The sequence below is a fragment of the Paraburkholderia lacunae genome (assembly GCF_003353175.1).
Classification (GTDB): Bacteria; Pseudomonadota; Gammaproteobacteria; order Burkholderiales; family Burkholderiaceae; genus Paraburkholderia; species Paraburkholderia lacunae.
Map to the genome: position 1 here is coordinate 1 of NZ_QHKS01000041.1, position 24,295 is coordinate 24,295.

Here is a 24,295-nt window from a genome sequence, read left to right on the forward strand (position 1 = left end):
CAGTATGCAGACGCCAAGCTCGACGCCTTGTTCCGTCGCGCGCTGCTTGAGCCTGATAGCCGCGGCAAGACCCGCAGGGCCGCCGCCGACGATCACCACGTCGTATTCCATCGACTCGCGCGGACCGTACTGCTCGATCAAAGTATCGTTTGCCATCGGTTCTTCTCAGCGGTCCGCCAACGGTTCGATCGCAATCGACAGCAGTCTCGCCTCCGGTCCGAGCGGACTGAGGTCCAGCGCTTCGTGCCGCTCTTCGAGCCATATTCCATTCATCGGCGCGAGCGAGACGTTGCGAAGCAACGAACTGGAGAGCGTCCATTGATCATCGACGGACAACAACAGCTGATTGGCCGCGGGCGTCACGCGCAACGAATGCGTATGGACGCCGACGCTCGCGCGGCATGCGTCGCGCCGCGTCATGACGTTGAGCACATGGACCGGTTTGGCGGCCAAGGTCACCCACACGTGCAGATCGCCGGAAAACTGCACCGGTTGCCCCGTGCGTGCAGTCAACTGGCCGTCCTGCGAATGCAGATCGACGGCACCGTCGTCGAGCAATACCAGCGTGCGGTCGAAGCCGGGAAACTGCGAAAACCTGGCCCCGCCGCTGAGCGTGGCAAGGCTGACGCGCCAATGCACGCCTGCGTGATCCTCGGGCCCGCGCGCGATGGTCCGTGTGACGCCGCCGCCGTTCGCCCACGGTTCCGGCGCGAGACTGGCGCAATTGAAAAAACGCACGGCGGGCTGCGCTCCCGTGACCGGATGCGGCGAGGCCTTGCCGTGGTCCGATGAAGTCGATGAGCCCGACGAGCTCGACTCGCCCGACAGATGAAGTGTCATCGGCCCGCGCCTCCCGCGCCGACATGCGCTTCGATCTCGCCCATCACCTCGAACAGATCGCCCACGAGCCCGATGTCCGCGACAGAAAAAATCGGCGCATCCGGATCTTTATTGATCGCGACGATGATCTTCGAGTCCTTCATGCCGGCTAGATGCTGAATCGCGCCGGAGATGCCGAACGCAAGGTAGACCTCGGGCGCGACCATCTTGCCGGTTTGCCCGACCTGCGCGGTATTCGGCGCATAGCCGGCATCCACCGCGGCACGCGATGCACCGAGCGCCGCGCCGATCTTTTCCGCCAATTCCCCGAGCCGCTCCATATTCTCCTTCGACGCAAGACCGCGCCCGCCCGCGACGACGATCCGCGCGTCGGGCAACTCGCGGCCAGTCTGTGCCGAGGCCTGGCGTTCGACGAGCCGCGTCCTGTTGAAGCCAGCGATCGGTTCGAGCGTCGCGCGCAGGCCGTTGCCGCCGCTGTCGGCAGCGGGCGCGAACGACGAGGCTCGAATCGTCGCGAACGTCACGGCGCTCGCCGTACTCACGTTGGCGACGACGCTTCCCGCGTAGAGGCTGCGGACATACGAGCCTTCACCTTCTACAGCGATCACATCCGGAATGAACGCGCCGCCCGCCAGCGCCGCAGCGCGTGGCAGGGCGCTGCGGCCGAGCGTCCGATGACTCGCGGCGATCAGCGAATACGGTCCGTGCAACGCGTGCACCGCGTGCAACTGCGCGGCGAGCGTTTCAGGTACGACGTACTCGTTTGCAGCGCCTGCCATCGTCAGGACGCGTTCTACCCCGGCGATCTTTTCGACTGTGGCTGCCAACGCGGCATCCGGCACGAATACGTCGACCGGCAGGCCGCGTTGCCTGACCGCGGTGATGACGCGAAGCGTCGCGTCGGCCACGCGGCCGTTTTCGCTTTCGGCTACGACAAGGCTTCTCATGTTGGCACTCCTGCCTGATCGAACACGTGCCGCTGCGTGAGCGCTGCAATGAGCGCGGCGCTGTCGGCGACCTTGATGCCGGGCTGGCGAACCGGCGGATCGCTGAGTTTGACGATGTGGCTGCGGGGCGTCAGGTCGATTGCCAGCGTGGCGGCGTCGACGATCGCGAGCGGCTTCTGCTTCGCCTTGACGATGCTCGGCAAGGTCACGCGGCGCGGGTCGGCGAGACGCAGATCGGCGCTGATGACAGCCGGACCGTCGAGCAGCCACGTCGCCGTGCCGGTGTCGTCGCCGCACGAGACGGACCAGCCTGTGCCCTGCGCTGAGAGTGCGCCGGCGTTCAACGCCTGTGGCCAGTCGAGCAGGGCGGCGAGCATGGCGGCGACACCGCCGATGTCGCCGTCGATCGCCTGCTTGCCGCACAGCACGAGGCCGTATTCGCGACTCGCCATGTGAGCGTTCAGCAAACGCGCCACCGCCAGCGAATCGAGCGTGGAAGTCGCCGTTGCCGTATCGATCAGCACGGCATCGTCCGCGCCCATTGCCAGCGCGGTGCGCAAGACGTCCTGGCTGGCTTGCGTGCCGCAGGTGATCACCGTCACTTTCGATGCGGCGCCGGCTTCCCTGAGTTGCAAGGCCTTTTCGACCGCGCACTCGTCGAACGGATTGAGCGACATCTTGAGGCCGGTGGTGTCGATTGCGCCGTTTGCGGCGACCCGCACGCGCACGTTGGCGTCCACCACGCGCTTGACCGGAACCAGAATGTTGATTGTCATGACGGGAGCATCCCTCGAGCGGAAATCAGGAAACCGCGCCGGAGCCGTATTTGCCCACCAGCAGCGCGCCGCTGGCGAACCGGTCGAGCGCATAGGGTGCGAGCGAAACGTCGGTGGGCTGACCGAGCGCATGCTGGGCGAGAATCCTGCCGATGCCCGGCGAGAGCTTGAAGCCGTGCCCCGAGAAGCCGAAGCCGACCACGAGTCCCTCGATATCGGCGACCTTGCCCAACACCGGGTTCCAGTCAGGCGTCACGTCGTAGACGCCGGTCCACGACGAAGCGAGCCCCGCGGCTTCATAAGCGGGGAAGCGTTCGGCGACCTGGGCGCCGACTTCGGCGACATAGTCGAGCGAGATCTCGCCCTGTTCCGTTTCCGGCGAGTTCAGCGTTTCGCCGACCACGCCCTCGGACACGAGCATCTGGCTGCCGCCGTAGCTGCGGTAATAGAGCATGCCGGCCGAGCCCAGGTCCTTGAACGCCGGCATCTTGAACGAGTACGCGGCGCCCTCGCAGTCGAGTGCGAGCACCGTGTGACGCTCCGGCTTGACCGGCAGCGGCACGCCGATCCAGTCAGCGAGTTCAGGCGTCCAGATGTTCTGGGTGCTGATGAGGGTGCCGCAACCGAAGTTGCCGGCACTCGTCTGAACGCCGGTGATCCGGCGTCCTTCGCGGATGAGGCCGGTTACCGTGACGCCTTCCATGATCTTGACGCCGCGCCGGCGCGCCGAACGGGCAAAGCCGGTGGCGACCAGATAGGCGTCGGCAAAACCCGCTTCCGGTTCGAAGCCGATCAGCGCGGCGTCGTCGAAACTGGCGATCGGCAGGCGCTCGTGCGCCTCGCCCTTATCGAGCAACTGCACTTCGATGCCCATGTCCTGCTGCGCGGCGAGCGAAGCGCGCAGCGGCTCCAGCTTGTCGCCCTCGGGCGAGCAGATCAGATAGCCGCATTTGACGAGGCCGCAGGACGCTTCGTCGTCGCCGACGTATTCGGCGAAGTTATTGAACGCCCACCACGACGAGCGCGCGAGCTCCACATTCTGGCGTACCGAATAATGCGTGCGCAGCAGGCCGGACGATTGCGAGGTGGTGCCCGCGCCGATCGTGCCCTGCTCGATGACCAGCACGCTCTGCGCGCCTTGTGCGGCGAGATGATGGGCAACCGACGCGCCGATGACGCCAGCGCCGATCACGATGAAATCGTAGTGGCTCATGTGGACCTCTGTGTGGGCAATGAGGCGAATTCTAGGAAAACACCGGCCGCGTTAATTTTGTATTAGGCAAACTTATGGCGACCCAATGCAATTTCTCATCCTGAACACCGGTCGTGCAAACCTCGGCACCATGCTTTCGTGCCTCACGGTATGACCGGCAAGTCACCCACGCGAGCGGAGCATGCCATGAGACGAACCCCGACCCCGATCGATCTGCGCGCGCTGCAGGCTTTCGTCGCCGTGTGCGACAGCGGCTCGATGACGGGCGCGGCGAAGCAGTTGGGCGTGAGCCAGAGCGCGGTCAGTCAGTCGATCGCGGCGTTGGAGCGCGACCAGGGCCTGACGCTGTTCGACCGGGAGAGCCGCCCGCCGAGGCCGAACGTGGCGGGGCGCGCGCTGCTCGAACTGGCGGGCCCGTTGATGGAGCATGCGCAGATGGTCAGCGCCCGCATCGGCGATGCCTCGCATACGGGCAAGATGCCGGTGCGGCTGGGTTGTGTCGATTCGTTCGCGGCGACGGTCGGCCCGGAACTGATTCGCGCGGTGTCGAATTCGGAGCGGCAGATTTCGATGTGGTCCGGCCTGACGCCGGGCCTGAGCAAGCAGTTGCACGACCGCGAACTGGATATAGCGATCTGCACGCAGACCACGCTGAACGACGCGCGGATCGTCGAGGTGCCGCTGTTTTCCGAAGCGTTCGTGGTGGTGGTTGCGCGCAGCCATCTGAGCGGACGCCGCCAGGTCGACTGGCGCACGCTCGCGCTGGAAATGCCGTTGATCCGCTACACGGCGCGCTCGGTGATCGGCCAGCAGATCGAGCGTTTCGCGCGGCACCTGGGCATCAACAGTCCGCGGCGTTACGAGTTCGACGCGACCGATCCGCTGCTGAGTCTGGTGGCGGCGCGCGTGGGTTTCGCGATTTCGACGCCCTTGTGTTTGTGGCAGGCCCGTCAGTATCTGGACGATATCGCGGTGATGCCGCTGCCGCCGAGCGGCCTCGGGCGGCGCGATTTCTTTCTGCTGCACCGCCAGGGCGAATGGGATCAGTTCGCCGGCGATATCGTCATGCTCACGCGCGGCGTGCTGGACAACGCGATCCAGCCGTCGCTGGCGCGCGCGCTGCCCGATCTGCCGGAAGACGCGTTGCGCTGACCCGAGGGAGATGGATCGCAAGTCGCCGTCGACGCGCGCGCCGCGCAGCTACAGCCGGTCTTGCGAAGCAGGGCAGAGGTATCGCTGCACGCGTTTCGGGCGCTATCACGCCGTTTGTATAAGCATTGCTTCTGACACTGTTTAACCGCACACCTCGTTCTTGTGCAAAGTCGCACCACTCGCGACGAAGATGTGCACCGCAGTCAAGCCAGCGAGCGCTTCAGCCCAAATGCCGACGAAGCCTCATTGCGCATAAAGCGTTTATTGGCGGGAATTTTTGATTCACGCAGTTAAACATGGCACAAACGTTGCATTGTTTTACCTGCCGGTCGTGGACGGACGCAGCGACTGATCAGTCGGCGCCCGATTGCGGGTACACAAAGATCGACAGGAATTGAATGGGCGTCTTGATCAGACGTTCAGGACCGTGCGGTATCTCGCCCTGGAAGGTGAGGGTGTCGCCGGGATGGAGGATGTAGGTTTGCTGTCCGTGGCGGTATTCGATCACGCCCTTGAGCATGTGGATGAATTCGGTGCCCGGATGCTCGAACACAGGGAAGCGTTCGGCTTCGTCCTCCATCGTGATCAGGAAGGGTTCGAAGAGCTTGCGCGGACCCTGGTCGTAAGCGAGCAGGTGATAGGTGTGACCGCGTTTGGTGCCTTTGCGGACCACCTCCATGCCGGCGCCTTTTTTGACGAGCTGTGCACCGCCTTGCGGTACGTCGAAATTGCGGAACAGCGCGGAGAGCGACACACCGAGCGCCTGGGCGATGCGGTTGAGCACGTCGAGGCCTGCGGAGGTCTGCGCGTTCTCGATCTTCGAGAGCATGCCGCGGCTGATGCCGGCCTGCGCGGAGACCTGGGCGATCGTCAGACCGTGGCGCTGGCGTAGCTCGCGGATGGTAATGCCGAGGTAGCGTTCGAGCGGCGTTTTGTTGTCTTCACCGGTTTGCATGTAGGCCTCATGGAAAAGGAAAGCGTAGCAGATCGCAGCGCCGGGTCGCGCGCGGAGAGTTTCACTAACAATGTTGTTGCAAGGAGTGGCGATGAACCTGAACGATGCGAGCAAGCTGCCGGTCAACGAACTCGGATGCGTGCCCCGCTTCGGCTCGGCGGAAGAGGCGCAAGCTTATCTGACGCAGCAGGGCGTGAAGTACGTGCTGGCGCAGTTTGTCGATATTCATGGCGTGGCCAAGGCGAAATCGGTGCCGGTCAGTCATCTGAAGAGCGTGTTGAAAGCGGGCGCCGGTTTCGCGGGGTTTGCGATCTGGGGTGTCGGTATCGAGCCGAACGGTCCCGACTACATGGCCGTCGGCGAGCTGGCGACGCTCACGCCGGTGCCGTGGCAGCCGGGTCTGGCACGGATCGTCTGCGACGGTCACGTGAATGGCGAGGCGTGGCAATACGATTCGCGTGTGACGCTGAAGAAGCAGGTTGCGCGGATGACCGAGCGCAACTGGACGCTCTTCACAGGTCTTGAGCCGGAATTCTCGCTGCTGCGCCGTTCGGCGTCCGGCACGCTGGAGCCGTGCGATCCGAGCGATACGCTCGCCAAGCCGTGCTACGACTACAAGGGCCTCTCGCGCACGCGCGTCTTCCTGGAAAAGCTCACCGAATCGATGCGCGCGGTCGGCATCGACGTCTATCAGATCGATCACGAAGACGCCAACGGGCAGTTCGAAATCAACTACACGTACACCGATTGCCTGACCTCATGCGATCACTACGTGTTCTTCAAGATGGCGGCCTCCGAGATCGCCAATGAACTCGGCATGATCTGCTCGTTCATGCCGAAGCCGTTCGCGAACCGTCCGGGCAACGGCATGCATATGCATATGTCGATCGGCGACGGCGAGCGCAACCTGTTCGCCGATCCCGCCGACAAGCTCGGCATGGGGCTTTCGTCGCTCGGCTACCAGTTCACGGCCGGCCTGCTCGCGCACGCACCGGCGCTGACGGCGCTGTGCAATCCGACGGTGAACTCGTACAAGCGCCTCGTGGTCGGCCGCTCGCTGACGGGCGCAACGTGGGCGCCGGCCTACATCAGCTATGGCGACAACAACCGTTCGACGATGGTGCGCATGCCTGGCGAGCGGATCGAACTGCGCCTGCCCGACGGCGCATGCAATCCCTATCTCGCGACGGCGGCCGTGATCGCGGCGGGACTCGACGGCATCGACCGCGGCATGTCGCCGGGCGAACCGGCTAACGAAAACCTGTACGAGTGGTCGCCCGCGCGGCTGTCGGAACACGGCATCGGCGTGCTGCCGCAAAACCTCGAACAGGCGCTCGACGCACTCGAAAGCGACCGTGTGGTCTGCGACGCGCTCGGCCCGGTTGCCGACGAATTCCTCAAGCTCAAACGGATGGAGTGGCTCGAATACATGCGCCACGTGTCGGACTGGGAACTGAAGACCTACCTCGAATTTTTCTAAGGAGAACCACAATGTGCGGAATTGTAGGCTTGCTGGTGAAGACGCCGGCACTGCGCGAGCGGCTCGGCGAACTGATGGTGCCGATGCTGATCGGCATGACCGAGCGCGGACCGGACTCGGCGGGCCTCGCGGTGTTCGGCAAACCGGTCGATGCGAGCCAGCGCAAGCTGAGCATCTACGCGGGCTTCACCGAAGAAGGCGCGGATTTCGCGTGGCCCACGTTGCTGGAAGCGTTGAACGCGGCGATGGACGTGACCGCACGCATCGACTCGAAAGGCAATCACGCGGTGCTGACCGTTCAAGGCAATGTCGAGCGCGTGAAGACGTGGCTGCGCGAACGCTATCCGAAGCTGTACCTGCTCTCGAGCGGGCGCTCGATCGATCTGTACAAGGATATCGGCTCGCCGTCGCAAGTCGCCGGGCGTTATGACTTTGCGAACCTGAAGGGCTCGCATCTGGTCGGCCACACACGCATGGCGACGGAATCGGCGGTGACGCCCGACCGCGCCCATCCGTTCACCGCCGGCGACGACTTCTGCCTGGTTCACAACGGTTCGCTCTCGAACGCGCATGGCGTGCGCCGCAAGCTCGAACCGCAAGGCATTCACTTCGATACCGACAACGACACCGAAGCCGCCTGCCGCTTTCTCGAATGGCGGCTGCGCGAAGGCGACACCTTGCCGGTCGCGTTGCAGAAGGGTTTCGAAGAACTCGACGGCTTCTACACCTTCCTGATGGGCACGTCGACCGAGCTCGCGCTGATTCGCGATCCGTTCGCGTGCAAGCCGGCGGTGGTCGCGGAAAACGACGACTACGTCGCGATTGCCTCCGAGTTCCGTTCGCTCGCGCATCTGCCCGATATCAAGAACGCCAGGGTCTTCGAACCCGCACCTGAGGAGATGTATGTATGGAAAGCCTGACTTTCGATCTGGAGCGTACGACGGTCCGTGAGCTGAACCAGTTCCTGCACAAGCCGGCGAGCGAACTGGAAGGCCAGGCGGTGACGGTCGTCGCGCCGAACGGCGCGCATAACCTCGCGGTCGGCGTGGATGCGCCGGTGCGGGTGACGATCGCCGGTCACGCCGGCTATTACGCGGGCGGCATGAACAAACACGCGACGATCGAGATCGACGGCAGCGCGGGCACCGGCGTCGCGGAAAACATGATGAGCGGCAAGGTGCATGTGAAGGGTTTCGCGTCGAACGGCGCGGGCGCTTCGGCGCATGGCGGCCTGCTGGTGATCGACGGCGATGCGGGCCTGCGCTGCGGTATTTCGCTCAAGGGCGGCGATATCGTGGTGGGCGGTTCGGTCGGCAGCTTTTCCGCGTTCATGGCTCAGGCCGGGCGCATGGTGATTTGCGGCGATGCGGGTGACGCGCTCGGCGACTCGCTTTACGAAGCGGTGCTGTATGTGCGCGGCGCAGTGAAGTCGCTCGGCGCGGACGCGCAATACGAACCGATGACCCAGGCCGATCTCGACGCCGTACGCGCACTGCTCAGCGCCGCCGGCATGGACCACGACCCGGCGTCGTTCAAACGGATCGCCTCCGCTCGCACGCTCTATCACTGGAACGCCGACGCGAACCAGGAATATTGAACACACGCTCTCGAAGAAGGTCCCCATGGAAGCCAAACCCGTTCACTTCGCCCGCTTGCAGCAGGAAGAGTCGCAAGGCTACGACCGCAAGACGATCGACTATATCCACTCCGCCGCGCAGCGCGGCCTCTACGAAATTCGCGGTCTGGGCGCGAAGCGCCGCGTGCCGCATTTCGACGATCTGCTGTTTCTCGGCGCCTCGCTGTCGCGCTATCCGCTCGAAGGGTATCGCGAGAAATGCGCGACGCAGACGGTGCTCGGCACGCGTTTCGCCACGAAACCGGTGGTGCTCGACATTCCGATCACGATTGCCGGCATGAGCTTCGGCGCGCTGTCCGCGAACGTGAAGGAAGCGCTCGGCCAGGCCGCGACCGCGCTGGGCACCTCGACCACCACCGGCGATGGCGGCATGACGCAGGAAGAACGCCGCTCGTCGAAGACGCTGGTCTATCAGTGCCTGCCGTCGCGCTACGGCTTCAACCCGGACGACGTGCGCCGCGCCGACGCGATCGAAATCGTGATCGGCCAGGGCGCGAAACCGGGCGGCGGCGGCATGTTGCTCGGGCAGAAGGTCAATCCGCGCGTCGCCTCGATGCGCACCTTGCCGGCCGGCGTCGATCAGCGTTCGGCGAGCCGTCATCCGGACTGGACCGGCCCGGATGACCTCGCGATCAAGATTCAGGAGCTGCGCGAAATCACCGATTGGGAAAAACCGATCTACGTGAAGGTCGGCGCGACCCGCACGTTCAACGACGTCAAGCTCGCGGTCCATGCGGGCGCGGACGTGGTCGTGATCGACGGGATGCAGGGCGGCACGGCGGCGACGCAGACCTGCTTCATCGAAAACGTCGGCATTCCGACGCTGGCCGCGGTTCGCCAGGCGGTGGACGCGCTCGAAGACCTGAACATGAAAGGCCAGGTGCAGCTGATCGTCTCGGGCGGCATCCGCACCGGCGCCGACGTGGCGAAGGCATTGGCGCTCGGCGCGGACGCGGTGGCGATCGGGCAGGGCATGCTGATGGCGCTCGGCTGCAACAGCGATACGTATTTCCAGAATGGCGCGCTGCATTCGGCGGCGGCGGACTACGCGGCGCTGAACACGTCGGCGGGATTCTGCCACCACTGCCACACGGGCAAGTGCCCGGTCGGCGTGACCACGCAGGACGCGGTGCTCGAACAGCGCGTCCAGCCCGACGAAGGTTCGCGCCGTGTGCGCAACTATCTGAAGACGCTGAACATGGAACTGACGACGATCGCGCGTGCGTGCGGCAAGCAGAACGTGCATCACCTGGAGCCCGAGGATCTCGTCGCCCTGACCGTGGAAGCCGCGGCGATGGCGCGCGTGCCGCTCGCGGGGACTTCGTGGATTCCCGGATGGACTGGATGAATTAATTTGTTTCGCGATTTTTGACTATGGAAAAGTTGAGCGCATTCAACTTTGACTCACCCATCTATCAGGAGCCCCACATGAGCACTCCGCAAAGCACCACGCAAGCGGCGCCAGCCTCGCCGGCATCAGCCGGCGGCCTGCGTGCCGGTACTTTAGGTTTTGCCGAGGTGATCGGCCAATCTATCGCGAACCTTTCTCCGACCTTCACGCCGTCGATCAACGTGACCGCGATCGCGGCGCTGGCCGGCGCGGGTACCTGGTTGATCTATGGTCTTTCGACGCTCGGGCTGTTGCTGGTGAGCATGAGCATCATCGCGCTCTCGAGCCGGATCGCGTCGGCGGGTTCTTTCTTTATCTATATCTCCCGCGCGCTCGGGCCGATGGCGGGCGGCATTGCCGGCTGGGGCCTGATTGCGGCTTACGTGGGTACTGCGATGGGGGTGGGCGCCGCAGGCGTGATGTTCGTGCAGAACGCTTTTTCGGCCTGGGGCATCAATATCCCGTCGTGGGCGGTCTACACGATCTTTGTCGGCCTGGCCTGGTTCTTCTCGGCACGTGACGTGAAACTCTCCTCGCGCCTGTCGCTGGCGATCGAAGCCGCTTCGGTGGTGATCGTGGGCGGCGTGCTGATCTATGTGCTCGCACTGCATCCGGACCATATCGTCGACCATGCGCAGCTGGGGCTGCAGGGCGTGAGCGGCAAGGGCATGGCGCAGGGCATGGTGCTCGGCATCTTCTCGTACGTGGGTTTCGAAAGCGCGGCCTCGCTCGGCCAGGAAACCAGGAACCCGCTGCGCGTGATTCCGCGTGCGGTGATCTGGAGCGTGATCCTGTCGGGCCTGTTCTTTATGTTCGTGGCCTATTCGATGATGATCGCGTATCACGACGATGGAGCCAAGCTCGGCGGCGATTCGGCCGTGCTCAGCACCTTGCTCACGAGCGTCGGCGCCTCGCCGCTCGGCCCGGTGTTTTATCTGATCGCCTCGGTCAGCGCGTTCTCGTGCGTGCTGGCGTCCATCAACTCGGCCAGTCGCCTGCTGTATTCGATGGGGCGCTACCAGTTCGTGCACCGCTCGATGGGTATGGTGCATCGCACGCATCAGACGCCGTACCTGGCCGTTGCGTTTTCCTCGATCGTGACCTTCGTGGTGTGCATTGCGATGCTCGGCACGGGTCCGCTCAACACCTTCGGCTATACGAGCACGTTCGCGACCTTCGGCTTCCTGGTCGTGTATTTCCTGGTCGCAATCGCGGCACCGGTTTATCTGAAGAAGCAGGGCGAGCTCAAGTCGATCAACGTGGTATGGGGCGTGCTCGGCGCGCTGGCGATGGTCGGCGCAGTGATCGGCAGCGTGTATCCGGTGCCCGATTATCCGTATAACATCCTGCCCTATCTGTTCGTTGCGTATATGCTGGTTGGCGCAGTCTGGTTGATGATGCTCAAGAAGCGCTCGCCGCAGGTGCTCGAAAAGATCGAGCACGATCTGGAAACAAGCGACGTGATGACCCATGGCAAAAAGTAAATGAGTGGACCCTTCTCCCCGGATAGTTTGCCCGCACCGAACACGGGCCGGATGCCAGACGATCCAGAGAGAAGGCCTGCCAGCCGTCGCGGCATGGGCGGCCAGGAAATCGACCTGCAGTTGCGGCCGGAGCGCGGCGAGTGCGCCGCCCTCGAGATCGGCTGTCTCTCTTGTCCTGCCCGCGCCCGCGGGCAGGACCACATCAACGAAGACTACGTCGGCGTGATGCTCGGCGATCTGGCGGCGCGCGCGGCCTCCGGCAGTGTGATCGCTCTCGCCGATGGCGTGAGCGGCAGCAAGGGCGGACGGGTCGCGGCCGAACTCTCGGTGCGGACCTTTATCGATGCCTATTACGGGCTCCCCGACACCTTGCAGCCCGGCGTGGCCGCTGCGCGCGCGCTCGAGGCCATTCACGGCTGGCTGCATCAGATCGGCCGCGTCGATCCCGCACTGAAGCAGATGGCCGCGTCCTTTGCGGCGCTGATCGTGCGCCGCGCTACCGCGTATCTGGTGGCGGCCGGCGACGTGCGGCTCTATCTGCTGCGCGATGGCCAACTGACCCAGCTCGGCGACGACGACGTGATGCCGGTCGCCTTCGGTTCTTATGTGGCGCACGCGGTCGGCATGCATCCGACGCTGGTGACCCGCATCGAAACCCTCGAGCTGCGCGAAGGCGACCGTCTGCTGATGTGCTCCGACGGGCTCTATCGCCGCGTGCCGATGCGCGAGCTGCAGACGGTGCTGGCGGCGCGCAGCAGTGCGCTCGACACGGCACGCCGGCTCGACGCGCTGGCGGTGGCGCGCGGCTCGCAGGACGACGTGACGAGCGTGGTGGTCGATGTGGGCAGCCTGCCTTTGCTCGATGTCGGTTACCTGGAGCGGGTGGTCGGCGCCTTGCCGATTCCGGCCGTGCCCGACGCCGGCCATGTGGTCGATGGCTATCTGCTCAAGAGCGTGTTGAGCGATGGCTTTTATTCGCGGATTTTCGCCGGCTACGATCTGGCCGATCCAAACACGCCGCTCGCGCTCAAGTTTCCCAAGCCGCGTGTCGAGCAGGACGAGAACGTGCGCCAGTCGATCGTGCGCGAACGGTGGCTGGCCGGCAAGATCGGCGACGATGGCGTGCTCGCGCCGCTGCCGGTCGATGCCGACCGGCAAACCCGGCTCTATGTGGTGATGCCGCTCGGCGCAGGCGTCACGCTCGAAAAACTGCTGGCGGCGCCGCAGCCCATCGCGCTGCCGCGTGCGCTCAAGATCGCGCGGCAGCTGGGCCGTTCGATCGACGCGCTGAATCGCCGCAATATCTTCCATCGCGATATCAAACCCGAGAACGTGCTGGTGATGCGGGGCGATGACACGCGCCTGCTCGATCTCGGTTTCGGTTATATGCCGGGCATGCAGGTGCCGGGCCCCGACGTCGCACCGGGCTCGCCCGCTTATATGGCGCCTGAGTTGATGAAGGGCGCATTGGGCGATGCCCGCTCCGAGGTGTTCGCGTATGGCGTGACCCTGTACCGGCTGTTCAGCGGCGGCAGGCTGCCCTACGGCTTCAATGGCCGCGTGCCGCTCTATCACTACCGGCCTGACGCGCCGCAATGGCTCGACCTGGTGCTGGAGAAAGCCTTGCAGCCCGATCCGGCGCGCAGGTATCAGGACGTGCTCGAAGTCTGCGCCGATCTCGAACGTTTTTCGAGCGATCGGGACGCGCTGGCGCCGGCTCGGCGCAAGCCCTTGCTCGAGAGCGATCCGGTGCTGTTCTGGCAGTCGGTCGTGGTGCTGTTGCTGGCGCTGCTGTTGTGGTCGTTGATGCGGCATTGAGCGGGGTGGGTGGCGCGGCACAGCGCCGCGTCAGGCGGCGCAAGCCGTGAGCCATTGCCCGCGCTGCTGCCGTTCAGGCACGCACGCGGCTCTTATCCGGATCGTAGAAGATCGGCGCCACGACCCGCGCATCGATACGTTTCTGATGTCCGTCGATCTTGCCGATCTGCACGTGCGTGCCCGCTTCGGCATGGGCGATATCGATCCGGCACAGCGCAATGTTCTTGCCGAGTATCGGCGAGCGCACGCCGCTCGTGACCACGCCGATCTGCGCGCGCGCGTTGTGTTGCCCATGCACGCAGTCTCCGTGATGCGCCGGCTCATTGCCGTCGAGTTCCAGCCCGACCAGCTTGTGCCGCGGATGCGCACTGCGGGCAAGCAGTGCTGCGCGGCCTATGAAATCGTCGGCTTTGCTCTTTAGCGGCGCCGAAAAACCGATACCGGCCTCGAACGGATCGGTTTGGTCGGTGAACTCATAGCCGGCGAAGATCAGACCCGCTTCGACGCGCAGCATGTCGAGCGCGTTCAGTCCGAGCGGGACCATCCCTAGCGGTTGCCCAGCCGACCACAGACGGTCCCACACGCGTTCGGCGTCCTGCGGATGACACCAGACTTCGTAGCCGAGCTCGCCGGTATAGCCGGTGCGCGAAACCATGAGCGGACAGCCTTCGCCATTGTCGAGCCGGCCGACCAGAAAGCGGAACCAGCCGAGGTGGTCGAGTGCCGTCTGGGTGGGGGGCGTCCACACGATCTGCTTCAACAGTTCGCGGCTCAGCGGTCCCTGAATCGACAGATTGTGAATCTGATCCGCGGCCGATTTGATCCACACCTTCATGCCGAGCGCCGCCGCCTGCTCGCGCAGCCAGACACCGGCGTAGTCTTCGCCGCAAATCCAGCGGAAATTGTCCGGGCCGAGGCGCAACAGCGTGCCGTCGTCGAGCATGCCGCCGTGCGGATAGCACATCGCCGAATACACGACCTGGCCGACCGCGAGGCGCCGGACGTCGCGCGTCAGGCAGTATTGCAACAGGGCTTCCGCGTCGGGGCCGATGATCTCGAACTTGCGCAGCGCCGACAGATCCATCATGGCGACGCGCTCCCGGCAGCCGAAATATTCTTCGACGGTGCCGAAACCTTCGTATTGCGTAGGCAGCCACCAGCCGCGGTAGTCGGTGAAATGGCGGGTGAGCGCAGCGGTCCTCGCGTGAAAACCCGACTCGCGGGTCAGGACCGGTTCGGCATCGGGCGTGGTTCGGGTAGCCATGGCAATGGAGAAACGTTCCTTGTTCGGATAGACGCGGATCTGGATATCGGTCGGATTCCAGCCGTTCGCGGGATCGATGTCGTCGGGGCAGGACGAGCTCACGCAGACGAGATCGGTTAGCGCGCGCATCAGCACGTAGTCGCCGGGGCGCGACCACGGTTCATCGAGCGTCATCTGCTGATGGGCATTGATGCCGGTGTTGAAGAAGAAATTGATCGCGGGCCAGCCGGGGCGCGGCGCCACGCCGAAGGCGGCGAGGGCGCGGCTCATGTTGTCGCTGCAATTGCTGTGGCCGAAGTAGCCCTGACTCTCGTAATAGCGCGCAGCGCATGCCAAAGCGAACGAATCGTGACGGCCCACCGTGTCGCGCACGACTTCGAGCATGGGCTGCATGCGTCGATTGAAGAACTTCGAGAACAGGCCGGGTGCGGGATACGCATTGCCGTTCAGCGTTCTCGTCACGGTCTGGTCGAGGTCGAGTTCTTCGTTTCGATCCAGCGCGGCGAGATCGAAGGCGACGAAATCCGAACATTGCCGGCCCGCGACGTCCAGCACCTGAATGTATTCGCCCGCGCGCACCGTGTACGCGGTGGCCGTGCCGGGCCGGATCGTGAAGTCGTTCAACGCGTCGGCCAGCGGAGCGGGAAGCGGCGGCGCGGCGAGCAGCGCGGGATTCGCGCGATCGATCGTGAGACGCAAGTCGGTGGGCGGATTCTGCGAATCGATTGCGCTCGCGATGCCCGGCGCGGCGACGATGACGAGCAGTGCTTCGGCGGCCACGAGTTCGCGGGTCAAACCCGCCGGCGTATCGCCGCTCCAGATGGCCGCCGCAGGCTGCCGTGCGCCCGCATCGACGCCACGCTTGAGCAGACCGGTCAGCACGGGCGAAGACGGGCCGTTATGCAAAAGACTCGCAATGAACGATGCGTCTGCCGACGCTTGCAGGTCGAGCGCGGCCAGCGCGGCTTTGCCTTGCGCGTCGAACGCCATGAGTTCGCAGCGCTGCCGGCCTTCGATATCGACGATCCGCAAGGTATCGCCGAAAGAGAGCGCGACCGCCGTGAGGCCGCCGCCCGCCACGCGATATCGTTCGCGTCCGGGCGCGCGCGCAAACAGCGCAGGCTCCGCGGGACGCGAGCTCATGGGGGTGCGTATCAGCATGTTCTTCCCTGGTTCGCGGCGCTTAGCCGGCGGTTTTCAGCGCCCCGACGGGTTCGCCCAGATACGCCTGCATCGAGTCGTCGAGTGCCGACAGCCACGGCGTGTGATGGGGCGGCGATTGCGTGCCGGTCATCAGCGAGCGATAGGACTTGTTGCGATAGCCCATGATGTCGTGATGCTTGTCGTGTTTCCATTCGAGGAACGTGCGGTTCACGCCTTCGATGTCGAAGCGCGGGTAGTCGGTCGCGTCGAGCAGCGCCTGGATGTAGCTGCCCTGAAACTCGAACATCTCCTGATGGGTGACGAGCTTCTCTTCCTTCGCGCGCCAGGCGAGGCTGTGCGCGGTCATGTCCGCTTTGGGCGGCAGCGCGATGCGGCCGAGAATCACATCGCGCGCATACCAGGCCTGAGCGTCGAACATGTTGAACGAGTACCACAGGTCCTGCATGCCGAGGTAGATCAGGCCGGGATTGTCTTCCCAGAAAATGCCCTGGTAGAGGTTCAAAGGCCACAGCCGGTTGCCGGTCTTCAGGCGCAGTTCGTCCGGCAGGAACGGAAAGTGATGCTGATACCCGGTGCACAGGATGATGGCGTCGATGCGCTTGTGCGTGTCGTCTGCGAAGTAGGCGATGTTGCCGCGCACGCGCTGCAGGAGCGGTTTCTCTTCCCAGTTGCCGGGCCAGTGATAGCCCATCGGCGCAGTGCGATAGCAACTCGTGATGCTCTTCGCGCCGTACTTGTAGCACTGGGAGCCGATGTCTTCCGCCGAATAGCTGCTGCCGATCAGCAGCACATCCTTGTCCTTGAACTCCAGCGCGTCGCGGAAATCGTGCGCATGCAGGATGCGGCCGCCAAAGCTCTCGAAGCCGGGAAAGGTCGGCGCGTTCGGCGTCGAGAAGTGGCCGCACGCGTTGACGACGTAGTCGAACTCCTCCGACGCGGTCGTGCCGGTGGAAAAGTCTTGTGCGGCGACGGTGAATTTTTGGCTTGCCGCGTCGAAGATTACCTGACGGACAACCGTATTGAAGCGGATATAAGGCCGCACGCCGGCTTTCTCGACGCGTCCGCGAATGTAGTCCCACAGCACCTCGCGCGGCGGATACGAGGCGATCGGTTTGCCGAAATGCTCCTCGAAGGTGTAGTCCGCGAACTCCAGACATTCCTTCGGCCCGTTGGACCACAGGTAGCGATACATGCTGCCGTGCACCGGCTCGCCGTTTTCGTCGGTGCCGGTGCGCCATGTGTAGTTCCACATACCGCCCCAGTCTTGCTGCTTCTCGAAGCAGACGATCTCGGGAATCTCCGCGCCTTTTTCTCTCGCGGACTGGAAAGCGCGCAATTGCGCCATTCCGGACGGACCTGAACCGATGATTGCGACGCGCTTTTTCATGGTTTTTGACTCACTCGATAGTGGGGCCTGGTTCATCGGAAGATCACGGTGCGGTCGCGGTTGAGGAAGACGCGATGTTCGGTGTGGAATTTCACCGCGCGCGACAGCGCCACCGTCTCCGTATCGCGTCCGATCGCCACGAGACCCTCGGGCTGCAGCACGTGATCGACGCGTTGCACTTCCTGTTCGATGATCGGTCCTTCGTCGAGATCCGACGTGACGTAGTGCGCGGTGGCGCCGATAAGCTTGACGCCGCGTTCGAATGCCTGGTGATACGGTTTCGCGCCTTTGAAGCCCGGCAGAAACGAGTGATGGATGTTGATGGCCCGGCCGGCGAGCTGCTTGCAGAGGTTGTTGGAGAGGATCTGCATGTAGCGCGCGAGCACCACGAGTTCCGTCTCGGTCTCGGCGACGATCTTCAGCAACTCGGCTTCCTGCAGGTTCTTGGTTTCCGGCGCCACCGGCAGATAGACGAAGCGGATGCCTTCGCGCTCCGCCATCGGCCGCAGGTCCAGATGGTTGGAGACGATCGCGGTGATCTGCATGTGCAACTGGCCTTTGTGATGCCGGTACAGCAGGTCGGCGAGGCAATGATCGAACTTGCTGACCATCAGCAGCACCTTCATCGGCTGCGCGGCGCTGTGGAGCTTCCATTGCATCGCGAAGTCGTTCGCGATGCTGCCGAAGTCGTGGCGCAACTTGTCGATGCTGCCGGCCTTCGCTTCGTTGAAGCGGAACACCGCGCGCATGAAGAACGTGCCGTTGGATTCGTCGTCGAATTGCGCCAGCTCGCTGATATAGCAGCCCGATTGCGCGAGGTAGGACGAGACGGCCGCGACGATGCCCGAGGTGGCCGGGCAACTGATCGTCAGTATGTAGTTCTGGGTCACTGCGACACTCCTGGAATGACGTGACAGACGTAAGAGGCGTAAGAGACGTAGCGGGCCGCCCGGGGATTAGCCGATCGCGGTGCGCTTCTTCTTTTCCGGATCGTCGAACGGCAGCTCGGCAGCGTTGGCGCGGGCCTTGATGCGGCCGCGCACTTCGAGCGGCGCGCCGGCGCGTGCGTAGTCCACGTCGAGGCGGGCGATCGCCATCGAGCGGCCGCTCAACCGCGAGACCATGCCGCAGGTGACGACGCCGACCTGCTTGCCGTCGTTCCACAAGGCGTCGCCGCCGCTGGCCGCTTCGGTGGAGTCCACCAGCACGCCGAAGATCCTGAAGCGCTCCTTGCCTTGCAGACGAAAGTGTTCGCCCGCGCCGCAGAACTCGGTTTTCCCCGGCGATACGGTGAAATCGAGCCCGAGTTCCCACAGCGTGTCGCCCGCCTTTTCGTTCGCGAACGGATACATCTCGGAGTTGTCGTAGGGGAAAAACAGCAGATAGCTTTCGACGCGCAGCCAGTCGAGCGCGGTGAACGCGCACGGGATGATGCCGAACGTCGCGCCCTTGTCGAGGACGGTGTCCCAGATGAAGGGAGCGTCCGCGGCCTTGCAGAAGATTTCGTAGCCGCGCTCGCCGGTGTAGCCGGTGCGCGAGATCGTTACCGGTTTGCCGAAGAGCCGTGTTTGCAGATGATGGAAATACGGCAGGTCTCGAATGCCCGGTACGTGTTCCGCGAGAAAGTCCACGGCGGCGGGACCCTGCAAAGACAGATCATGCAGATCGTCGTCGAACAGCACCGCCACCTGGCGGCCTTGCGCTGAGCGCACGAGGCGTTCATAACCGGTGCCCGAGCCGTGCACGACCATGAATGCGTTCGGCCCGGTCCGGTAGACGATGCAGTCGTCGATAAACTTGCCGTCTTCGTTGAGCATGGTGGCGTACACCGACTTGCCCGGGTAGAGCTTGCTGAGCTCGCGCGTGGTCGCCCAGTTGAGCAGGCTTTCCGCGTGCGGGCCGACGTAGTGCACCTTCTTCAGGCCGGATACGTCCATTAAGCCGGCCTTGGTGCGAATCGCTTCGTGCTGGTCGGCGAGGTCGCCGGAATAGGTCCATGCGGTGCCCATGCCGTTCCAGTCTTCCAGGTTCGAGCCCAATGCGCGATGTCGATCGGCGAGCGCGGAAATACGCCATGAATTAGCCATGTCTGTTACTCCAGAGGTGAGGGTGTCTGTGGGTGCGGCACTTCCGCGGCGTGCTGGACGCCGTCGTCGAACTGGCTCAACCAGTCGACGAGCGTCGTCCGGTAACGCGTCATGCCTTTGTAGTCGGCAATCGGCCCGGGCAGGTCGCGCAGCACCCGATGCAGACGGCGCGCCCACCCAGGATGTGTGACGAGCTCGGCCATGCTGGCGAGATACGTGCGGATGCTGAACATCAGCGCGTTGCTCTGCGGCAGCCGCGCCATGAATTGCAGTTCGACGCGTAGATGCACGCATTGCGCGACGTTTTCCGGGCTCACCTGGCCGCGTTCCGCACCCCACAGGTGGTAGTTCTCAGGCGCGGTGTCGAGGCGCGGATTGATCGTGAGCGTCCAGTTCAGACGCCGAACCGGACGGTCCACCTGAATGTTCAGCAGATACTTCAGCGCGCGATCGAAGATGCCCATCTCGTGCGCCATCGGCACCGGCGAATGCCATTGCCTGAAACTCATCCCCGCATCGAATGCGAGCGACCAGTCCGCAGGTCCGGTGACGACGCCGGCATCCATGAAGAGGTCGCCGTCGCGTTGATCGAGCAGCGCGATATCGCCTTGTGTTTGCCGCATGACGTATTCGAGCGGCTCGCACGGCAGCGTCTGCGCATCGCCGAAACGGAACGCCTGCTCGATGCCGAGCGCGCGATTGCGCCATATCCACTGATCGCCCTTGCGCCTGAGCGAAAACAGCTCGGGATAATCCTGGGCGAGATGCTCCATGATCATTTCCAGCGCGTCCCACGACGCTTTCTGCATGTGCGGCATCACCAGGCAGCGGCGCGGATCGTTTTGCAGCACGATGGCGCGCTCGGCGACTTCGGAGCGATAGTGCTCGTCGATATCGAACCAGTGCTCGAAGACCGAGCCCGGATCGCGCGGCGTGGCCGGTTCGAGATTCACCGAATACCGGTAGCCGTCTTCGGGAAACGGAAAAGGGAAGCGCGCAATGGCGGCTTCGCTGTTGCGAAACGAAAACGCCTCACGGTAGCTTTCGGCGGGTTTCAGAATGACGCTCATGGCGCGGTCCTCAGAGGTCAAGGAAAAGAGAGCTGCTGTGGGCACGCGAGACACACGGCATCAGATGCGTGGCGCGCTCGGCTTCGTGCAGGAACAGATCGCGGTGGTCGACTTCACCGGCAACGTGACGGGTCGCGCACTGACCGCAGACCCCGCCGCGGCACAGGTTCGGAATCTCGAGTCCGCTCGCTTCGAGCGCTTCCAGCAGGCTCTGGTCGGCCGCCACGTCGAGCCTCGAGCCGCTGCGCATGAGTGTCACGATGAACGGCGTGCCCGGCTGCGGCGCGGCGAACGCTTCCCAGTGCACGCGGCCGGCAGGCCAGCCGAGCGCGCGGGCGGTGTCGCGCACCGCGTCCAGAAGCGCTTGCGGACCGCACACATAGACATGCGTCCCCAACGGCCGGCCACGCAGCACCCGTTCGATATCGAGGCGCGCTCGCTCGCCGTCGTAACCATGAAAACGGTTGCCCAGGCGCTTGCTCAACTCGGTGCGATACGCGTCGGTGAGCCCTTGCCGGTAGGCGTAGTGCAATTCGAAATCGGCGGCGTCGCGCTCCAGCGCGGCGACATGCGAGACAAACGGCGTGATGCCGATGCCGCCCGCGATCAGGATGTGAGCGCGCGCGCCGGAATGCAGCGCAAACAGATTGGCCGGCGGCGTGATTTTCAACGCCGACCCTTCACGGATCCGCTCATGCATGAACACCGAGCCGCCGCGCGAATCATCCTGCTTGCGCACGGCGATGCGATAGCTGGACGAGTCTGCCGGATCGCCGAGCAGCGAATAGGCGTTGCGCAATGGGCGTTCGTCCAGTGGCAAGCGCACCTGGATATGACTGCCTGAAGAGAATTTCGGCAACCGGCCGCGCACGGCGCTCAGCGTGAACTCGCGCACCACGGGTGTCAGCAGCCGCGTCGCTTCGACTCGAACCTCGATCGTGTTCATGCGCGTGGCTCCTGGTAAGGACGATCCGGATCGGCGCACACGCCGAGATACGCGCCGACCCGCCGCGAGAAATGCTGGCGCACGCCCAGGTTGATGCCGCAGCTGGCGCATTCGACTTCGGGCAGTGCGTCGTACACGTGCGATACGCTGCAATGCACGCAGTAAACGGTGCGCGGTGCGCCATCGAGCTCCGCGCTGATTTCCTCTGGAAGCAGTCCCGCGTCGCAGGCGAGACGCCGGATGTACCAGATGAACGCTTCGTCGCCGCATACGTAGAGCCGCAAGCCGATGGCCGCGCGATCCAGGATCGCGAGAAGGTGGCGCTCGAGCGCGTCGCGCGCCGGGAAGAACGAGGCAGCGCGAGCCGTTGCGCACAGATCGCCTTGCACGAGCAAGGTGCTCTGGTCGCGCTCGGCCGGCAGCGTCGCGATGAAAGCGGCGATCTTCGCAAGTGCGCCGGCCTGAACGACCACAATGTGCCGCCGCGCCTCCTCACGTAGCCGCAGCGGCTGATAACGCGGCAGGCTCGGAGGAGAGCCAGGTATTCTGTCGTGCGTCGATGCCATGTCCGATGTCATGTTGAGTTGCCGGTTCTGTCGATGTGGGCGGGGCACGTGGACCCTGTTTCGCCTCAAACGTGTGCATTGGTCTCTGAACTAAAACAGGGCGTCTGCTCCATTCGAGTGCGTGGCGAAGTGCGGGTCAGTGCGGGGCAGTGCAGGTCCGACGGATCAATGACCCGAAAAAGCTGCGTTCCCCACAAGCAAAATAGTTTCTTAAAGGGAAACCTCGTTCAATCCTGACAACGAGGTACGCCTAAAGGAGTAGTGCCGGGATGGTGCGGACAACGGCACGGTTCTTGCCTTTAAAGTGGCTTTTGTCATGGGATGCCCTGCATGGCGTTGAGCCGGACCCCGATGCGGCGACACACATCCTCGCAAGCGGCTGGTGAGATCGACAGCGTCGATCTTTCGCTGCGTTTCCGGGATGCGCTGTTGCGGGTCTTTGCCGAGATCGCGGGCGGTCAAAGATCCACGCAGCCGTTGCAGCGGTTTCTCGGCTGGCTCGAAGCGGACCTTCCCGGCAGCCGCGCGACGCTGACGATCGCGGGCGAAACGTGGCTAGCGGGAGCGTCCGGCGTGGTTCTCTCATGCGACGAGCCTCGCGACTGCGCGTTGAAGACGTCGCATGCCGAAGCGTCGACCCGGCTGTGTCCGGCATGCTCGCGCGACGGCCGCATGCGGCTGGTTTCAAGGTCCGGCGGCACCGCACTTCTGCTCGAACTGGCATCACCCGCGAGTCAGCTGTTGGCGGCCGAAGCCGGCCATGCGGTGCAGGCGCTAGGCGCCGCGATCGGCTTGATCCAGCAGGAGCGTGAGGAACATCAGGAGGAAGCGAACACTGCCGACAGCGGCGCGCAGGTGCTGATCCGGGAGCTTCACGATTCGGTTGCGCAGCAGCTTGGCTTTATGTCGTTTCTCGTTAGCCGGGTGCAGCAGCAGTCGCGCAAGCCTGAGGTCGCGGAGCCCCTGATCGCCGAGTTGCGCACTACGATGACGCGGCTGCAACGCGACGTTCGCCAGTTGATCACCGGCGCGCGCCTGACGCTCGAAGGGCGTTCGTGGCGCCAGGCGCTGGCGGATTCCGTCGATGAGTTTTCGCGCCGCTGCAACGTGGTTTTCGAGCTGGACAACCGCATGCCCGACATCGAACTCGCGCCGGATGTCGCGCTGCACGCATTGCAGATCGTGCGCGAAGCGTTGTCGAACGTGGTCCGCCACGCCCACGCGCGACATGCGCGGATCGAAGTGATGGACGATCCCGCGGACGTCCTGTGTGTGACCGTGACCGACGACGGCGTAGGTTTGCGGCCTGCTTCGCCCGACGAAAATCACTACGGGCTGGAGATCATGCGCGAGCGGGCGCGTGCGATAGGCGCGCGCGTCGCCATCGAGAATGCGCAGCCGAACGGCACGCGGGTCCGCCTGCTTGTCCCGAAAGACGCTTCCAGAAGGGAGTCCCTTGATGGTTCCGACGACGTTGCTTCTGATTGACGACCATCCGCTGTTCCGACGCGGCCTCGCCGAGTACTTCAACTCGACCGGGGAGTTTCAGGTGGTCGGCGAAGCGTCCAGCGGGCGGCAGGGCATTGCGCTCGCGGAGCAGTTAAGGCCTGGCTTGATCCTGATCGATCTTCACATGCCGGGACTGGATGGTTTGCATGTGCTCGATGAACTGGGCCAGCTCGAAATCGGGAGCCGCAAGGTCGTGCTGACCGCCTCGCTCGATCGCAACGAGTTGTTGAGCGCGCTGCGCCTCGGCGCCGACGGCTATATGCTGAAGGAAACCGAGCCCGAAGATTTGCGCTTATACATCCGCAACTGCGTGCAGGGCGTGATCGTGCTCGACGATTGTCTGGTCACGCTTCTCGCGCAGGACGACGATGTGCCCGAAGGCGAAAGAGGCACTCGCCAGGTCGAACTGACCGAGCGCGAAGCGCAGACTTTGGCGCTCATCTCGGAGGGCATGAGCAACAAGCAGATCGCCCGGCAGTTGGGCATTAGCGACGGCACCGTCAAGGTCTATGTCAAGAATCTGCTACGCAAGCTGAATTTGCGTTCCCGGCTTGAACTGGCCGCGTGGGTTCACCGCGATGCCCTGGCGCGGCAATGATGAAGGCGTAAAA

The 24,295-nt window shown here is 64.1% G+C and carries 22 protein-coding genes; 9 read left to right on the top strand and 13 right to left on the bottom strand.

The annotated features are described in order from the left end of the window. The 5 genes from DLM46_RS35165 to DLM46_RS35185 form a co-directional block, all read right to left on the bottom strand. On the bottom strand, nt 1–156 hold a 156-nt coding region (locus tag DLM46_RS35165), incomplete at its 3' end, for an FAD-dependent oxidoreductase (protein ID WP_115108942.1). A 9-nt stretch (nt 157–165) separates the two neighbouring features. Continuing rightward, complete coding sequence (locus DLM46_RS35170; RefSeq protein WP_115108867.1) at nt 166–840, bottom strand: HutD/Ves family protein; 675 nt, start codon at nt 838–840, stop codon at nt 166–168. Further along, nucleotides 837–1,787 carry an electron transfer flavoprotein subunit alpha/FixB family protein gene (locus DLM46_RS41040; protein WP_115108869.1) on the bottom strand — a complete coding sequence of 317 codons (951 nt, stop codon included), beginning with the start codon at nt 1,785–1,787 and terminating at the stop codon, nt 837–839. The genes DLM46_RS35170 and DLM46_RS41040 overlap by 4 nt, the downstream gene beginning before the upstream one ends. Beyond that, nucleotides 1,784–2,557, bottom strand: coding sequence for an electron transfer flavoprotein subunit beta/FixA family protein (locus DLM46_RS35180; protein ID WP_115108944.1), 774 nt, complete (start codon nt 2,555–2,557; stop codon nt 1,784–1,786). The genes DLM46_RS41040 and DLM46_RS35180 overlap by 4 nt, the downstream gene beginning before the upstream one ends. Nucleotides 2,558–2,588: 31 nt before the next feature. Beyond that, a complete protein-coding gene (locus tag DLM46_RS35185) occupies nt 2,589–3,776 on the bottom strand; it encodes an NAD(P)/FAD-dependent oxidoreductase (RefSeq protein WP_115108871.1) in 1,188 nt (395 codons plus the stop codon). A 186-nt stretch (nt 3,777–3,962) separates the two neighbouring features. On the opposite strand from DLM46_RS35185, the gene DLM46_RS35190 reads away from it, so the two are divergent. Continuing rightward, nucleotides 3,963–4,928, top strand: a complete 966-nt coding sequence (locus DLM46_RS35190) for a LysR family transcriptional regulator (protein WP_115108946.1) — start codon at nt 3,963–3,965, stop codon at nt 4,926–4,928. Between the two features lie 352 nt (nt 4,929–5,280). On the opposite strand, the gene DLM46_RS35195 is transcribed toward DLM46_RS35190, so the two are convergent. Beyond that, nucleotides 5,281–5,883 (bottom strand): helix-turn-helix domain-containing protein, encoded by a 603-nt coding sequence (locus DLM46_RS35195; protein ID WP_115108874.1) that lies wholly within the window; start codon nt 5,881–5,883, stop codon nt 5,281–5,283. A gap of 91 nt (nt 5,884–5,974) precedes the next feature. On the opposite strand from DLM46_RS35195, the gene glnT reads away from it, so the two are divergent. The 6 genes from glnT (at nt 5,975) to DLM46_RS35225 (ending at nt 13,691) form a co-directional block, all read left to right on the top strand. After that, nucleotides 5,975–7,363, top strand: coding sequence for a type III glutamate--ammonia ligase (glnT, locus tag DLM46_RS35200; protein ID WP_208866405.1), 1,389 nt, complete (start codon nt 5,975–5,977; stop codon nt 7,361–7,363). Nucleotides 7,364–7,374: 11 nt separating this feature from the next. Further along, nucleotides 7,375–8,283, top strand: coding sequence for a class II glutamine amidotransferase (locus DLM46_RS35205; RefSeq protein WP_115108876.1), 909 nt, complete (start codon nt 7,375–7,377; stop codon nt 8,281–8,283). Next, the gene (locus DLM46_RS35210) at nt 8,271–8,960 is read left to right on the top strand and encodes a GltB/FmdC/FwdC-like GXGXG domain-containing protein (RefSeq protein WP_115108878.1); all 690 of its coding nucleotides are present in this window, start codon (nt 8,271–8,273) and stop codon (nt 8,958–8,960) included. Before DLM46_RS35205 ends, DLM46_RS35210 begins: the two co-directional genes overlap by 13 nt. A gap of 25 nt (nt 8,961–8,985) precedes the next feature. Continuing rightward, the gene (locus tag DLM46_RS35215; RefSeq protein WP_115108880.1) at nt 8,986–10,347 is read left to right on the top strand and encodes an FMN-binding glutamate synthase family protein; all 1,362 of its coding nucleotides are present in this window, start codon (nt 8,986–8,988) and stop codon (nt 10,345–10,347) included. 80 nt (nt 10,348–10,427) lie between these two features. Next, on the top strand, nt 10,428–11,873 hold the full coding sequence (locus DLM46_RS35220) for an APC family permease (protein WP_115108883.1): 1,446 nt from the start codon (nt 10,428–10,430) through the stop codon (nt 11,871–11,873). 51 nt (nt 11,874–11,924) lie between these two features. Then, nucleotides 11,925–13,691, top strand: a complete 1,767-nt coding sequence (locus DLM46_RS35225; RefSeq protein WP_165848136.1) for a bifunctional protein-serine/threonine kinase/phosphatase — start codon at nt 11,925–11,927, stop codon at nt 13,689–13,691. A 73-nt stretch (nt 13,692–13,764) separates the two neighbouring features. On the opposite strand, the gene DLM46_RS35230 is transcribed toward DLM46_RS35225, so the two are convergent. The 7 genes from DLM46_RS35230 to DLM46_RS35260 all read right to left on the bottom strand — a co-directional run bounded on the left by DLM46_RS35230 (nt 13,765) and on the right by DLM46_RS35260 (nt 22,175). Beyond that, the gene (locus tag DLM46_RS35230; protein WP_244306493.1) at nt 13,765–16,098 is read right to left on the bottom strand and encodes a trimethylamine N-oxide demethylase; all 2,334 of its coding nucleotides are present in this window, start codon (nt 16,096–16,098) and stop codon (nt 13,765–13,767) included. Nucleotides 16,099–16,138: 40 nt separating this feature from the next. Then, a complete protein-coding gene (locus DLM46_RS35235) occupies nt 16,139–17,506 on the bottom strand; it encodes an NAD(P)-binding domain-containing protein (protein WP_115108887.1) in 1,368 nt (455 codons plus the stop codon). 32 nt (nt 17,507–17,538) lie between these two features. Then, on the bottom strand, nt 17,539–18,396 hold the full coding sequence (gene purU, locus DLM46_RS35240; protein ID WP_115108889.1) for a formyltetrahydrofolate deformylase: 858 nt from the start codon (nt 18,394–18,396) through the stop codon (nt 17,539–17,541). Between the two features lie 66 nt (nt 18,397–18,462). After that, on the bottom strand, nt 18,463–19,593 hold the full coding sequence (locus DLM46_RS35245) for an aminomethyl transferase family protein (RefSeq protein WP_115108891.1): 1,131 nt from the start codon (nt 19,591–19,593) through the stop codon (nt 18,463–18,465). A gap of 5 nt (nt 19,594–19,598) precedes the next feature. After that, entirely contained in the window at nt 19,599–20,663 is a 1,065-nt protein-coding gene (locus tag DLM46_RS35250; RefSeq protein ID WP_115108894.1) for a heme-dependent oxidative N-demethylase family protein, read from the bottom strand. 10 nt (nt 20,664–20,673) lie between these two features. Continuing rightward, nucleotides 20,674–21,609 (bottom strand): PDR/VanB family oxidoreductase, encoded by a 936-nt coding sequence (locus tag DLM46_RS35255; RefSeq protein ID WP_115108895.1) that lies wholly within the window; start codon nt 21,607–21,609, stop codon nt 20,674–20,676. Beyond that, complete coding sequence (locus DLM46_RS35260) at nt 21,606–22,175, bottom strand: dimethylamine monooxygenase subunit DmmA family protein (RefSeq protein WP_115108898.1); 570 nt, start codon at nt 22,173–22,175, stop codon at nt 21,606–21,608. The genes DLM46_RS35255 and DLM46_RS35260 overlap by 4 nt, the downstream gene beginning before the upstream one ends. A gap of 351 nt (nt 22,176–22,526) precedes the next feature. Between DLM46_RS35260 and DLM46_RS35265 the strand changes: the two genes are divergently transcribed. Together DLM46_RS35265 and DLM46_RS35270 are read left to right on the top strand one after the other, a co-directional pair. After that, entirely contained in the window at nt 22,527–23,663 is a 1,137-nt protein-coding gene (locus DLM46_RS35265; protein ID WP_133300431.1) for a sensor histidine kinase, read from the top strand. Further along, nucleotides 23,635–24,282 (top strand): response regulator, encoded by a 648-nt coding sequence (locus tag DLM46_RS35270; RefSeq protein WP_115108902.1) that lies wholly within the window; start codon nt 23,635–23,637, stop codon nt 24,280–24,282. The genes DLM46_RS35265 and DLM46_RS35270 overlap by 29 nt, the downstream gene beginning before the upstream one ends. The last annotated feature ends 13 nt before the right edge of the window (nt 24,283–24,295 follow it).

What these genes read in the sequence shown, in the direction of transcription:
- DLM46_RS35170 (WP_115108867.1), bottom strand. Translation starts at nt 840, where the DNA reads ATGACACTTCATCTGTCGGGCGAGTCGAGCTCGTCGGGCTCATCGACT.
- DLM46_RS41040 (WP_115108869.1), bottom strand. Translation starts at nt 1,787, where the DNA reads ATGAGAAGCCTTGTCGTAGCCGAAAGCGAAAACGGCCGCGTGGCCGAC.
- DLM46_RS35185 (WP_115108871.1), bottom strand. Translation starts at nt 3,776, where the DNA reads ATGAGCCACTACGATTTCATCGTGATCGGCGCTGGCGTCATCGGCGCG.
- DLM46_RS35190 (WP_115108946.1), top strand. Translation starts at nt 3,963, where the DNA reads ATGAGACGAACCCCGACCCCGATCGATCTGCGCGCGCTGCAGGCTTTC.
- DLM46_RS35195 (WP_115108874.1), bottom strand. Translation starts at nt 5,883, where the DNA reads ATGCAAACCGGTGAAGACAACAAAACGCCGCTCGAACGCTACCTCGGC.
- glnT (WP_208866405.1), top strand. Translation starts at nt 5,975, where the DNA reads ATGAACCTGAACGATGCGAGCAAGCTGCCGGTCAACGAACTCGGATGC.
- DLM46_RS35205 (WP_115108876.1), top strand. Translation starts at nt 7,375, where the DNA reads ATGTGCGGAATTGTAGGCTTGCTGGTGAAGACGCCGGCACTGCGCGAG.
- DLM46_RS35210 (WP_115108878.1), top strand. Translation starts at nt 8,271, where the DNA reads ATGGAAAGCCTGACTTTCGATCTGGAGCGTACGACGGTCCGTGAGCTG.
- DLM46_RS35215 (WP_115108880.1), top strand. Translation starts at nt 8,986, where the DNA reads ATGGAAGCCAAACCCGTTCACTTCGCCCGCTTGCAGCAGGAAGAGTCG.
- DLM46_RS35220 (WP_115108883.1), top strand. Translation starts at nt 10,428, where the DNA reads ATGAGCACTCCGCAAAGCACCACGCAAGCGGCGCCAGCCTCGCCGGCA.
- DLM46_RS35225 (WP_165848136.1), top strand. Translation starts at nt 11,925, where the DNA reads ATGCCAGACGATCCAGAGAGAAGGCCTGCCAGCCGTCGCGGCATGGGC.
- DLM46_RS35230 (WP_244306493.1), bottom strand. Translation starts at nt 16,098, where the DNA reads ATGAGCTCGCGTCCCGCGGAGCCTGCGCTGTTTGCGCGCGCGCCCGGA.
- DLM46_RS35235 (WP_115108887.1), bottom strand. Translation starts at nt 17,506, where the DNA reads ATGAAAAAGCGCGTCGCAATCATCGGTTCAGGTCCGTCCGGAATGGCG.
- DLM46_RS35245 (WP_115108891.1), bottom strand. Translation starts at nt 19,593, where the DNA reads ATGGCTAATTCATGGCGTATTTCCGCGCTCGCCGATCGACATCGCGCA.
- DLM46_RS35250 (WP_115108894.1), bottom strand. Translation starts at nt 20,663, where the DNA reads ATGAGCGTCATTCTGAAACCCGCCGAAAGCTACCGTGAGGCGTTTTCG.
- DLM46_RS35255 (WP_115108895.1), bottom strand. Translation starts at nt 21,609, where the DNA reads ATGAACACGATCGAGGTTCGAGTCGAAGCGACGCGGCTGCTGACACCC.
- DLM46_RS35260 (WP_115108898.1), bottom strand. Translation starts at nt 22,175, where the DNA reads ATGGCATCGACGCACGACAGAATACCTGGCTCTCCTCCGAGCCTGCCG.
- DLM46_RS35265 (WP_133300431.1), top strand. Translation starts at nt 22,527, where the DNA reads ATGCGGCGACACACATCCTCGCAAGCGGCTGGTGAGATCGACAGCGTC.
- DLM46_RS35270 (WP_115108902.1), top strand. Translation starts at nt 23,635, where the DNA reads ATGGTTCCGACGACGTTGCTTCTGATTGACGACCATCCGCTGTTCCGA.